Genomic DNA, 11,999 nt, shown 5'->3' on the forward strand with positions numbered 1-11,999 from the left:
CGCGACGTCGCCGCCCCTCCACCACTCATCTGCGATGAGCGGTCCCCCTCCCCATCGCTTCGCGACAGGGAGGATCTAGTGGTCCGTCCCCACCGCGTCCGACACGCGCGCGAAGCCGTCACGCGCCGCAAGCTTTTCAAGCCCATGTGCAATCCGGCCCGCGAGGCCCGGGCCTTCATAGACCATCGCCGAATAGATCTGGACCAGGCTGGCGCCCGCGCGGATGCGCTCCCACGCCTGTTCGGGCGAGGCAATCCCTCCCGCCGCGACGAGCGGCAACTTGCCGCCGCTCGCGGTGCGGAAATCCCGGACGCGTTGCAGCGCCAGTTCGGCGAGCGGCGCGCCCGAAAGACCGCCCGCTTCCTCCGCATGGCGCGACGCGAGCGCGGGACGCACGATCGTCGTGTTCGAGACGATGACGGCGGCGAGCCCCTTGTCGAACGCGACGGCGACGATATCGTCGATGTCGGCGGGCTCGAGGTCGGGGGCGACCTTCAGGAACACCGGCTTCGCCGCGCCCGCGGGCTGCGCCGCGGCGACGCCGTCGAGCAAGGCTTCGAGCGCGCCCTTGTCCTGCAAGGCACGAAGGCCGGGCGTGTTCGGCGAGCTGATATTCACCGTCAGATAATCGGCAAGCGGCGCCATCGCGGCGGTGCCCTTCGCATAGTCGGCGATGCGGTCGGCGCTGTCCTTGTTCGCGCCGATGTTGATGCCGAGCGGCACCGGCAGGCCATAACGGCGCAGGCACGCGATGCGCTCGGCCGCCTTTTCCTGCCCGCCATTGTTGAAGCCCATGCGGTTGATCACCGCCTGATCCTCGACGAGGCGAAACAGGCGCGGGCGCGGATTGCCCTCCTGCGGCAGCGGGGTCAGCGTGCCGACCTCGATGAAGCCGAAGCCGAAATGCGGCATCACGTGCGCGACGCGCGCATCCTTGTCGAAGCCGGGCGCGAGGCCGACGGGGTTCGGGAATGTGAGACCCGCAAGCTCGGTCGCGAGCGCCGGACTGGTCAGCGCATGGCGCGCGCGCGGCAGCGGCTGGAGCGCGCTGAGCGTAAGGTTGTGCGCGGCCTCGCCATCGGTGGCGTGGACGATCGGGCGGACGAGCGCATAGGCGCTATCGGTGAGCGAGGCGAAAAGCGACATGGCCCGCCATTGCGCCGAGCCGGGGCCTATGGCAAGCCCCGTCCGCATCGGAAAAACCGGGAGAAATTCGTGTCGCACCTCAAGATTATCGCTCGCCTGTCCACCGGCCTCGCGCTGCTCGCCGTCGCGGGCTGCGCCCCGGCCGCCGTGCAGGAAGCGCCCGCGACCGTCGCGGCGGCACCCGCGCCCGATGCCGCGCCGGCCGGGGCCAACCTTGCGCAATTCTTCGACAATTATGATGCGGCGCAGCTGTCGCTTTCGCCCGAAGCCAAGGCGCGCCGCGGGATTCGCGATGGCGATTATGGCAAATGGAACGACGTCTCCGACGAGACCGCTGTTGCGAACCACAAGCTGCAGCAGGCGACCGCCGCCGCGATGCGCGGGAGCTATGACCCGGCGAAGCTCACCGCCGACGAGGCTCTGTCGTTCGAGCTGTTCAACACGCAGGCCGCGCGCGCCGAGCGCCTGTTCCCGTTCCGCGACCACGGTTATGTCTTCGACCAGATGAACGGCGCGCAGAGCCAGATGCCGGCGTTCCTGATCAACATCCACCGCGTCGCCGATGTTGCCGAGGCCGAAGCCTATGTTTCACGCATCCGCGGGCTTGGCCCGATACTCGACGCGCTGTCGGCGCAATCGGCCGAGCGTGCAAAAAGAGGCATCCAGCCGCCGAAATGGGTCTACGCCTATCTGATCTCCGACATCGGCAATTTGCAGAAGTCCGACAATGCAGTGGTCGAAGATATCACAGCGAAGGTCGGCAAGCTTGCCATCGCCGATGCCGAAAAGGCGCGGCTGATCGCGTCCGCCAAGGCGGCGTGGAGCGAAAGCGCCGGTCCCGCCTATGGCCGCCTGCTCGCCGAAATGAAGCGCCAGCAGGCGAGCGCCCCGACGCAGGACGGCGTGTGGCGCCTGCCCGACGGCAAAGCCTATTATGAGGCGCTGCTCGCCAATTACACGACGACCGACATGACCGCGACCGAGATCCACGACCTTGGCCTGTCCGAAGTCGCGCGCATCCATGGCGAGATGAAAAAGATCATGGCGCAGGTCGGCTTCAAGGGCACGCTGCAGCAATTCTTCGCGCATCTGCGCACGAGCCCGCAATATTATTATACGACCCGCGAAGCCTATCTGGCCGACGTCGACACCAAGGTGAAGGCGATGGAGGCGCGGCTGCCCGCTTTCTTCAACACGCTGCCCAAGGCGCATCTGCAGGTGAAGGCGGTCGAGGCGTTCCGCGAGAAATCGGCGGGCAAGGCTTTTTACCAGTCGCCTTCGCCCGACGGGTCGCGGCCGGGCACTTACTATGTGAATCTTTATGACCTTCGCGATATGTCGAAGACCGAGCTCGAGGCGCTCGCCTATCATGAGGGCGTTCCGGGGCATCATTTGCAGCGCGCGGTGCAGACCGAGCTGACCGGGCTGCCGCCCTTCCGCCGCTTCGGCGGCTTCACCGCCTATACCGAAGGCTGGGGCCTCTATACCGAGGAACTCGCCAAGGACATGGGCTTCTACACCGATCCGTACAGCGATTTCGGGCGGCTCGGCATGGAGCTGTGGCGCGCGTGCCGGCTCGTCGTCGACACCGGGATTCACGACAAGCGCTGGAGCCGCGAGCAGGCGATCCAGTACCTCAAGGACAATACGCCCAATCCGCAGGGCGACATCGAAAAGGCGATCGAGCGCTATATCGTCTATCCGGGTCAGGCCACCGCCTATCTGATCGGCAAGCTCAAGATCATGGAGCTGCGCGGCCGCGCGCAGGCGGCGCTCGGCGACAAGTTCGATTTCCGGACCTTCCACGACGTCGTGCTCGAATCGGGCCCGGTGCCGCTCGACGTGCTCGAGCGGCGCGTGGACGTCTGGATCGCGGCGCAGAAAGGTTAAGCTAATTGACGATTGGCGCTTGACGCGCGGGGATGAAACGCAAATGATTTGATCCAGAAAAATAAGGCAGCCGGGTCACGGTTGCCAAAGGTCTGGGTCTTCATGTCGGATATTACTTCCTCGCCCGCGGGCGTGGACGGCAGCGCGCCGTTCGAACTGCACTATTTCCCGCCCGATCCCGATCTGGCGGAGATGGTGTCGAGCTTTTATTTCGCGCGCGTCAACATGCCGCGTTTCGACGAATATGAGCGCGCCGACCGCCCGCAGTTCCGCTTCGTCACCGCCGCCGACGGCGAATATGTCTTCGCCGACGATCACCGTGCGCCGGTCTGCCGCGCCAATATCGTCGGACCGACGAGCGGGCGGGTGCGCGCGATCAGCAATTGCCCGACGCAGATGTTCGGGTTTGGCATGCTGCCCGCGGGCTGGGCGGCGCTGATGGGCGCCGATGCCGACAAGCTGACCGACCGCGCGATGAACGCCGCCGACCTGTTCGGCCCGTGGATCGACGAGGTCGCGACCGCGCTGGAAAGTGCGGCGAGCGTCGAGGAAAAGCTGGTCATCGGCAATAATTTCGCGCGCGAGGTGCTGACGCGGGGCGAGACCGCGCCGATGTGGTTCATCCGCACCGTCGATGGATGGCTGACCGAATCGCCCTCGCCGCAGGTTCCCGAACTGGTCGAGGCGACGGGCATGTCGATCCGGTCGGTCGAGCGGATGACCAAACATTATTACGGCCTGTCGCCGCGCATGCTGGCGCGCAAATATCGCGCGGTGCGCGCCGCGTCAGCGCTGGCACGCGGCGAAGGGCTCGACGCCGCGCAGCTCGGCGACGCCTTTTACGACCAGTCGCACCTGATCCGCGAGATCAAGCGCTTTGCCGGCGCCACGCCAGGCCAGCTCGGCAAGCCGACCAGCTATACCGAGGCGACGACCAAGGGCCGCAAGCAGCTCGCCGGAAGGGTCAGCCCGCTCGTTTCGGAAACATAGGGTCCGTACTGGCGCCGGAACCCGCGTTAACCTTCAAAAATTATCTGTCCCGTCGTTTTGGCGTTTTCATCCAATCACGAATCGTCGCCCGGGCATAATCCCCCGTTGCGACCCAGAAGAGCTCATCCTCTGACGAGGACTTGAGACCTTCATCTTGGCACTCATTTGGCTTTGGCCGGATGGGTGCCTTTTTTTCTTGGCGCCCGAATAGCGCCCATTGGTTGCGCCGCACAAAAGCCTCGCCTATATAAGTGGAGTAATTCGCTCCAGTTAGGAATCGTTCGCAACTGCGACGGAAAAATACGATGCGCCTGTCGAACCTTGCCGATTATGCCGTGGTGCTGATGAGCGCCGCCGCCCGCCAGTGCGGGTCGGTGCCGATTCACGCGGGCATGCTGGCTGAACAGACCGGCATTCCGGGGCCGACGGCGCAGAAGCTGGTGAGCCAGCTCGCACGCGCAGGCCTGCTCGTCGCGTCGCGCGGCAGCGGCGGCGGGGTTCGGCTCGCGCGGCCCGCGGCGGCGATCAACGTCGCCGAGATCATCGAAGCGGTCGAAGGACCGATCGCGCTGACCGCCTGCGTCGCCGAAGGGCGCCATGATTGCTCGCTAGAGGGCAGCTGCAAGGTGCAGCCGCATTGGGGCGTCGTGAACGGCGCGGTGCGCGGTGCGCTGGCTGAGATTAGTTTGGCGAGCCTTTCCGTCGTCCCAGCGAAAGCTGGGACCGCCATCGATGGAGCCCGGCCGACCGCGACCCCAGCTTTCGCTGGGGTGACGGGTTAAAAGTTAGAGATATGACCGACAACACCGAACTTCCCGTGAAAGACCAGGCCGCGCACGATGCCGCGGCGAAGGTCGCCGATTATGAGCATGGCTGGTCCTCGGCGATCGAGACCGACTTCGCGCCCAAGGGGCTGACCGAGGATACGGTCCGCTTCATTTCAGCGAAGAAGAATGAGCCCGAATGGATGCTCGACTGGCGGCTGAAGGCGTTTCGTCATTGGTTGACGATGGAGACGCCCGACTGGGCGAAGCTCAACGTGCCGCCGATCGATTATCAGGACGCTTATTATTACGCGGCGCCGAAGCCGAAGCCGAAGCTCTCCAGCCTCGACGAGGTCGATCCCGAGATTCTCGAAGTCTATAAAAAGCTCGGCATCCCGATCGAGGAGCAGAAGGTTCTCGCCGGGGTCGAAGGCGCGCGCAAGGTCGCGGTCGATGCGGTGTTCGACAGCGTCAGCGTCGCGACAACCTTCCGCGAGGAACTGAAGCGTGCGGGCGTCATCTTCCTGTCGATTTCGGAGGCGATCCGCGAATATCCCGAGCTGGTGAAAAAGTGGCTCGGCAAGGTCGTGCCGATGCACGACAATTATTTCGCGACGCTCAACTGCGCGGTCTTTTCGGACGGGACGTTCGTTTATGTGCCCGAGGGCGTGCGCTGCCCGATGGAGCTGTCGACCTATTTCCGCATCAATGCCGAGAATACGGGGCAGTTCGAGCGGACGCTGATCATCGCCGACAAGGGCGCGTACGTCTCCTACCTCGAAGGCTGCACCGCGCCGATGCGCGACGAGAACCAGCTGCATGCCGCGGTGGTCGAGCTGGTGACGCTCGACGATGCCGAGATCAAATATTCGACGGTGCAGAACTGGTATCCGGGCAATGCCGAGGGGCTCGGCGGCATCTATAATTTCGTGACCAAGCGCGCGCTCTGCCAGGGTAAGCGCAGCAAGGTGTCGTGGACGCAGGTCGAAACCGGCAGCGCGATCACGTGGAAATACCCGAGCTGCGTGCTCAACGGCGACGACAGCGTCGGCGAATTCTATTCGGTCGCGGTCACCAACAATTACCAGCAGGCCGACACCGGCACCAAGATGATCCACAATGGCAAGCGCACGCGCTCGACCATCGTTTCGAAGGGGATCAGCGCGGGCAAATCGAACAACACCTATCGCGGGCTGGTGCGCGTCGCGCCGAATGCCGAGGGGGTGCGCAACTTCACCCAGTGCGACAGCCTGCTTTTGGGAAGCCTCAGCGGCGCGCACACCGTGCCGTACATCGAAATCCGCAATCCCTCGGCGCAGGTCGAGCATGAAGCGACGACGAGCAAGATCAGCGACGACCAGCTGTTCTACGCGATGCAGCGCGGACTGGGGCAGGAAGAGGCGGTGGCGCTGATCGTCAACGGCTTCGCGAAGGAAGTGCTGCAGCAGCTGCCGATGGAGTTTGCGGTCGAGGCGCAGAAGCTGCTGGGGATTAGTTTGGAGGGGTCCGTGGGGTGAGACAGGCCGCTACCTTCTTAGTCTTGCTCTCGGTTTTCTCAAGCGGATGCGCAAGCTCAGGCAATCGCGATGAGTTGCGTTGGATCAATCTAAGGAATGGATCCGGGCCACATGCCGCATGGGCACAATGTGTCGACCTACGTTCGAGGGCATATGTTGACCGGGACAAGCCGGCTTCTCCTCCACCTTGGTTTAAAGGCGCTATTCCGGGCCAGCCGAAGGTCGTCTTCAGCTGGGTCCTGTCTGACTGCTCGGACAAGATGGTAGGTCCAGGTTGGGATGATCTCCCACCGAAAGAATTGGGACGATTGTTGGGCGATGCCTACAGGCAATTCAACACCGCGTCGTCCGTCCAAGCACTAGAACCAGAGGACTTCGGCCCAAACGTTGAGGAAATTATGATGCTTCAAATAGATAACCTCCACGCCACCGTCGCCGACAAGCCGATCCTGAAAGGTCTGTCGCTCAGCATCAATGCGGGCGAAATCCATGCGATCATGGGGCCCAATGGCGCGGGCAAGTCGACACTGTCCTACGTGCTCGGCGGGCGGCCCGGTTATGAGGTCACCGAGGGCTCGGCCACTTTCGAGGGTCAGGACCTGCTCGACATGGAGCCGCACGAGCGCGCCGCGGCGGGGCTGTTCCTGGGGTTCCAATATCCGGTCGAGATCCCCGGCGTGTCGAACGTCCAGTTCCTGCGCGAGGCGCTCAATGCACAGCGCAAGGCGCGCGGGCTGGAACTGCTGTCGGGCGGCGACTTCCTGAAGCTCGCGCGCGAGAAGGCGGGGCTGCTCAAGATGGACATGGACATGCTCAAGCGCCCCGTGAACGTCGGCTTTTCGGGCGGCGAGAAGAAGCGCAACGAGATGGTGCAGATGGGGATCATCGACCCCAAGCTCGCGATCCTCGACGAGACGGACTCGGGGCTGGACATCGACGCGCTGCGCACCGTCGGCGACGGGATCAATTCGATCATGCGGCGCCCCGACAAGGCGGTGTTGTTGATCACGCACTATCAGCGGTTGCTCGACTATGTTCAGCCCGATTTTGTGCATGTCCTTGCCGCGGGCCGGATCGTGAAGTCGGGCGGCCCCGAGCTGGCGCGCGAGCTGGAAGCGCATGGCTATGCGGAGATCGCGGCGTGATGATTTTCGCCCGTCCTGTTTTCCATCGTCATGCCGGACTTGATCCGGCATCCATGACCGCGTGGACCCCGGATCAAGTCCGGGGTGACGAAGTGGGGGGGATCGCGGCTTGACCAGCGTCCCCCTCCCCTCGCGCCGCGACGAAGCGTGGCGCTATAGCGACATCGACGCGGTCGCGGCGGCGTGGCCGTTGCCTGCGCCCGAGAGCATCATTGTGCCCGCGGGCGGCGATTTCCGCCGCGCGATCGTGCAGGATGCGGGCGGTATCCGGCAGATCGAACTGGTGCTCGGCAAGGGCGCGGTCGCTTCGCTGCATGTGCTCAATATCGGCGGCGCCTACGGCCGCATCGAACTCGATGTGATCCTGCACGAGGGCGCGGACTTCCACCTCGGCGCGGCGCAGATCGGCGGCGGGGAACAGAATCTGGAGATCGTCACCACCGTCACCCACGCCGAACCCGGCGCGACGTCGCGGCAGGTCGTGCGCTCGGTGCTCGGCGGCACCGCGACCGGCACCTATCTCGGCAAGGTCGCGGTCGCCCGCGATGCGCAGCAGACCGACAGCGAGCAGGATGTGAAGGCGATGCTGCTCGACCGCAGCGCGACCGCCAACGCCAAGCCCGAACTCGAAATCTTCGCCGACGATGTGAAATGCGCGCACGGCTGCGCGATCGGCGAACTCGACCCTATGGGGCTTTATTACCTCCAGTCGCGCGGGCTGCCGCCGGGCGAGGCGAAGAAGCTGATGCTCCAGGCGTTGGTCGCCGGCGTGTTCGACGGCGCCGAGGATGAGGCGGCGCTGCAGGAACTGGCGCTGGCGAAGCTGGGGGAACTGGTGTGAGCGTCGCGGCGGCCACCAACATGCCCTCCCCTAGCCCCTCCCGCCTGCGGGAGGGGGACATCAGGGCCGACTTCCCCGGCCTCACCCCCGGCTGGCACTATCTCGACACCGCCGCGACCGCGCAAAAGCCGCAGGCCGTGATCGACGCGACGGTCGCCGCGATGGGCCGCGATTATGCGACGGTGCACCGCGGCGTCTATGCACGCTCGGCCGACATGACGCTCGCCTATGAGGCGGCGCGGCGGCGGATCGCGGCATTTATCGGCGCGCGCGAGAATGAAATCGCGTTCGTGCGCGGTGCGACCGAGGCGATCAACCTTGTCGCCTATTCGCACCCGAAGAAGGGCCGCGTGCTGTTGTCGGTGCTGGAGCATCACAGCAATATCGTGCCGTGGCAGCTTGCGGGCTGGCAGGTCGATGTTTGCCCACTGACCGAAGACGGGCGCATCGATCTCGATGCAGCCGAGAAACTGCTCACGAGCGAACACACGATGGTCGCCTTCGCGCATGTCTCGAACGTGCTCGGCAGCCCGCTCGACGTCGCGCGCGCCGCCGAACTCGCGCACCGTGTCGGCGCCGAACTGCTGATCGACGGCTGTCAGGCGGTGCCGCGCCTTCCCGTCGACGTCGCGGCGCTCGGCTGCGACTATTATGTTTTCTCGGGGCACAAGCTTTACGGCCCCACCGGCATCGGTGTGCTGTGGAGCGACAAGCTCGACGCGCTGCCGCCCTGGCAGGGCGGCGGGTCGATGATCGACCGCGTGACCTTTGCGAAGACGACCTATGCCCCCGCCCCCACGCGTTTCGAGGCGGGCACCCCGGCGATTATCGAGGCGATCGGGCTCGCAGCGGCGGTCGACTATGTCGAGGCGCTGGGCATCGATGCGATCCACGCGCATGAATGCGCGCTGGTCGGCACGCTACGCGAGGCGCTCGCGCGCAAGAACAGCATCACGCTTTTCGGTCCAGAAAACAGCGCCGGAATCGTGAGTTTTGCGATGGCGGGGGTTCATCCGCACGACATCGGCACTATCTTGGATGAAAGCGGGGTCGCGATCCGCGCCGGGCACCATTGCGCACAGCCGCTGATGGAGCATCTGGGGGTGCCCGCGACCGCGCGCGCGAGTTTTGGCGTTTACAGCAATGACGACGATGTGGCGGCGCTGATCGATGGCCTCGCCCGCGTCGAAAGGATTTTCGGATGAGCGAGGACCGCATGATCAAGGTCGAGGAAGTGGAAAGCGTCGAAGCCCCGCCGAAGGCGCGTGTCGAGGACGTGGAAAGCGCTCCCGAGAAGCTCGAGCGCAAGCGCGACTATCTGGAAGGCTTCCTCGCAGCGAAGCCTGCCGCGGTCGATCCGCATGCGGTCGGCGGCGATCTGTACGAGGCCGTGATCAACGCGCTCAAGGACATCTACGACCCGGAAATTCCGGTGAATATCTATGACCTTGGCCTGATCTATAATGTCGAGATCAACGACGGCCATGCGCTCGTCACGATGACGCTGACGACGCCGCATTGCCCGGTCGCCGAATCGATGCCCGCCGAGGTCGAACTGCGCGTCGGCGCGGTCCCCGGCGTCGGCGATGCCGAGGTCAATCTTGTCTGGGATCCGCCGTGGTCGCCGCAGAATATGAGCGACGAGGCGCGGCTGGAGTTGGGAATGCTGTGAAACAGACCCATATCAATTTTCCGTTCGCATCGAGCGAAGTCGAGATGCCCGTCGGCCGTGCATGCCTTCGGGGTGTCTCGACTTCGCTCGACACGAACGGCGAAAGGAACGGATTGTGACTGAAACGAAGACCCGCGCACGCCCCGCCGCCGTCGCCCTGACCGCCGGCGCCGAAGCGCGTATCGCGAAGCTGATGGCGGCCGCGCCCGAGGGCGCGATCGGCGTGCGCCTGTCGACGCCGCGCCGCGGCTGCTCGGGGCTCGCCTACTCGGTCGATTATGTCACCGAAGAGGTGAAGTTCGACGAGAAGATCGAGACCCCCAGCGGCGTCTTCTACATCGACGGCGCGTCGGTGCTGTACCTGATCGGCAGCACGATGGACTGGGTCGAGGACGACTTCGCCGCGGGCTTCGTCTTCGAAAATCCGAACGCCAAGGGCGCGTGCGGCTGCGGCGAGAGCTTTACCGTCTAGGCGCGCATTTCCGCGCCAAATCTGCTATAACGCCCCTGTTGAAGCAGGGGCATTGTCATGGTTCGTGCCTTCTATCTGGCCTATGCGGCCATATGCTACGCGATATTCTTCGCGACATTCCTGTATCTTATCGCATTCGTCGGCAATCTTCCCGTCGTCCAGCCGACGGTCGATTTCGCGCGCGCGGCGGAGCCCGCGACGGCGGTCGCGATCGACATCGCGCTATCGCGCTGTTCGGCATCCAGCACAGCGTGATGGCGCGGCCCAGCTTCAAGGCCAGGTGGACGCATATCGTTCCCGCCACGATCGAGCGCAGCACCTATGTGCTGTTCGCCAGCCTCGCGCTGATCCTACTGATGCTGTTCTGGTACGAGCTGACCGCGCCGGTCTGGACCGTCACCAATCCCCTGGGCGCCGCGATCCTGTGGGCGCTGTTCGGGCTCGGCTGGCTGATCGTCCTCTTCAGCACCTTCCTGATCAATCATTTCGAGCTGTTCGGGCTGCAGCAGGCGTGGTTTGCGCTGCGCGAGCGGGCCGCGGCGCCGCCGGTGCTGCGCCAGCCGCTCTTCTACAAATTCGTGCGGCATCCGCTCTACGCGGGCTTCTTCCTCGCCTTTTGGGCGACGCCCGCGATGACCGCGGGGCATCTGCTGCTCGCCGTCGGCCTGTCGATCTATATGCTGATCGCGATCCGGCTGGAGGAACGCAACCTCATCGACACCTTCGGCGCCGACTATATCGCCTATCGCGAAACAACGCCGATGCTGGTGCCCGGCACCGGCGGGCGGCGGCGCGCCTAACGGCAGACGGTCCAGCCCGCCGTGCGCGCCGCCATGTCGATATGGAAATGGTCGGCGTGCGCGCGATTATAGTCGGGCGACAAGATGGTGCTGAACAGGCCGCAGCTTTCGTTACGAACATCGTGCAGGAACTCGCTGCGCTTGTCGCCCGGGGCCCAGTCGTTGATCAGCGAAATGCGCGTGCCGTCGGCGAGGACGAAGGCCGAGATGTCGATCGCGTTGGCGGTCGAATGCTGGCTCTGCGCCTGCTCGCCCGCGATCTTGCGGCAATTATAGCTGCCGAGATTTTCGAGCTCGACCACCTTTTGCCCGAAATGCTTTCGCGCGAGCGGCTGGACGACGTCGCGGTTCCATAGCGCCATCGCCGCCGTCACCGCGCAGCCCGGCGCGACATTCGCGGGCCGCATCGTCGGCACGAAGCGGTCGCCGGTCAGGATCATGCGCTGGCTCGCGCGGCACGCGCCGGCGCCGATCGCCGGCCGCCGGAGATAGCCGGCGCCGGCGCGGTCGAAGGCGGCGAAGCAGGCACCGTCGTCGCTCGCCAGCGCCACCAGCTTGCGGTTCGTCGCCCAGCCCTGCGGATGCGCGAGTTCGAAGGGTGTGCCCGGAATATGCTCGGGATGATCGCGCACCCACTGCATGCCAAGGATCGCGCCAAGCGTCAGCAGCACCGCGACGGCGAACCAGATCAGATAGGGGCGGAGAGTCTTCATCGTGTCCGTTCTGCGTGCCGCAAATTACCGCTTGTTGAAAGCGCTTTGC

13 protein-coding genes are annotated in these 11,999 nt (G+C 64.8%); 11 read left to right on the forward strand and 2 right to left on the reverse strand.

Annotated elements, in window-relative coordinates:
- Positions 1-75: 75 nt before the first annotated feature.
- Positions 76-1,146, reverse strand: coding sequence for a quinone-dependent dihydroorotate dehydrogenase (locus tag ACTJI5_RS12230; RefSeq protein WP_440860504.1), 1,071 nt, complete (start codon positions 1,144-1,146; stop codon positions 76-78).
- A 69-nt stretch (positions 1,147-1,215) separates the two neighbouring features.
- On the opposite strand from ACTJI5_RS12230, the gene ACTJI5_RS12235 reads away from it, so the two are divergent.
- The 11 genes from ACTJI5_RS12235 (at position 1,216) to ACTJI5_RS12285 (ending at position 11,237) form a co-directional block, all read left to right on the forward strand.
- Positions 1,216-3,036: a DUF885 domain-containing protein gene (locus ACTJI5_RS12235; protein ID WP_440860505.1), complete on the forward strand. Its 1,821-nt coding sequence runs from the start codon at positions 1,216-1,218 to the stop codon at positions 3,034-3,036.
- Positions 3,037-3,138: 102 nt separating this feature from the next.
- Positions 3,139-4,026, forward strand: coding sequence for a helix-turn-helix domain-containing protein (locus tag ACTJI5_RS12240; protein ID WP_058536970.1), 888 nt, complete (start codon positions 3,139-3,141; stop codon positions 4,024-4,026).
- 305 nt (positions 4,027-4,331) lie between these two features.
- Complete coding sequence (locus ACTJI5_RS12245; RefSeq protein ID WP_439512855.1) at positions 4,332-4,808, forward strand: RrF2 family transcriptional regulator; 477 nt, start codon at positions 4,332-4,334, stop codon at positions 4,806-4,808.
- 11 nt (positions 4,809-4,819) lie between these two features.
- On the forward strand, positions 4,820-6,307 hold the full coding sequence (gene sufB / locus ACTJI5_RS12250) for a Fe-S cluster assembly protein SufB (RefSeq protein WP_310252155.1): 1,488 nt from the start codon (positions 4,820-4,822) through the stop codon (positions 6,305-6,307).
- A gap of 401 nt (positions 6,308-6,708) precedes the next feature.
- Complete coding sequence (sufC, locus tag ACTJI5_RS12255; protein ID WP_440860506.1) at positions 6,709-7,452, forward strand: Fe-S cluster assembly ATPase SufC; 744 nt, start codon at positions 6,709-6,711, stop codon at positions 7,450-7,452.
- 109 nt (positions 7,453-7,561) lie between these two features.
- Complete coding sequence (locus ACTJI5_RS12260) at positions 7,562-8,293, forward strand: SufD family Fe-S cluster assembly protein (RefSeq protein ID WP_440860507.1); 732 nt, start codon at positions 7,562-7,564, stop codon at positions 8,291-8,293.
- 20 nt (positions 8,294-8,313) lie between these two features.
- The gene (locus ACTJI5_RS12265; protein ID WP_439513094.1) at positions 8,314-9,498 is read left to right on the forward strand and encodes an aminotransferase class V-fold PLP-dependent enzyme; all 1,185 of its coding nucleotides are present in this window, start codon (positions 8,314-8,316) and stop codon (positions 9,496-9,498) included.
- On the forward strand, positions 9,495-9,965 hold the full coding sequence (locus ACTJI5_RS12270) for an SUF system Fe-S cluster assembly protein (protein ID WP_137893591.1): 471 nt from the start codon (positions 9,495-9,497) through the stop codon (positions 9,963-9,965). The genes ACTJI5_RS12265 and ACTJI5_RS12270 overlap by 4 nt, the downstream gene beginning before the upstream one ends.
- Before the next feature lie 112 nt (positions 9,966-10,077).
- Positions 10,078-10,437, forward strand: coding sequence for a HesB/IscA family protein (locus ACTJI5_RS12275; protein WP_440860530.1), 360 nt, complete (start codon positions 10,078-10,080; stop codon positions 10,435-10,437).
- Positions 10,438-10,494: 57 nt separating this feature from the next.
- Entirely contained in the window at positions 10,495-10,692 is a 198-nt protein-coding gene (locus ACTJI5_RS12280) for a hypothetical protein (RefSeq protein ID WP_440860508.1), read from the forward strand.
- Complete coding sequence (locus ACTJI5_RS12285; RefSeq protein WP_440860509.1) at positions 10,692-11,237, forward strand: methyltransferase family protein; 546 nt, start codon at positions 10,692-10,694, stop codon at positions 11,235-11,237. The genes ACTJI5_RS12280 and ACTJI5_RS12285 overlap by 1 nt, the downstream gene beginning before the upstream one ends.
- Here ACTJI5_RS12285 and ACTJI5_RS12290 read toward each other — a convergent pair.
- Entirely contained in the window at positions 11,234-11,950 is a 717-nt protein-coding gene (locus ACTJI5_RS12290) for an extensin-like domain-containing protein (RefSeq protein WP_440860510.1), read from the reverse strand. The genes ACTJI5_RS12285 and ACTJI5_RS12290 overlap by 4 nt on opposite strands.
- Between the last annotated feature and the right edge of the window lie 49 nt (positions 11,951-11,999).

Source organism: Sphingopyxis sp. 22461 (assembly GCF_052044915.1).
In the GTDB taxonomy this organism is placed as follows: domain Bacteria; phylum Pseudomonadota; class Alphaproteobacteria; order Sphingomonadales; family Sphingomonadaceae; genus Sphingopyxis.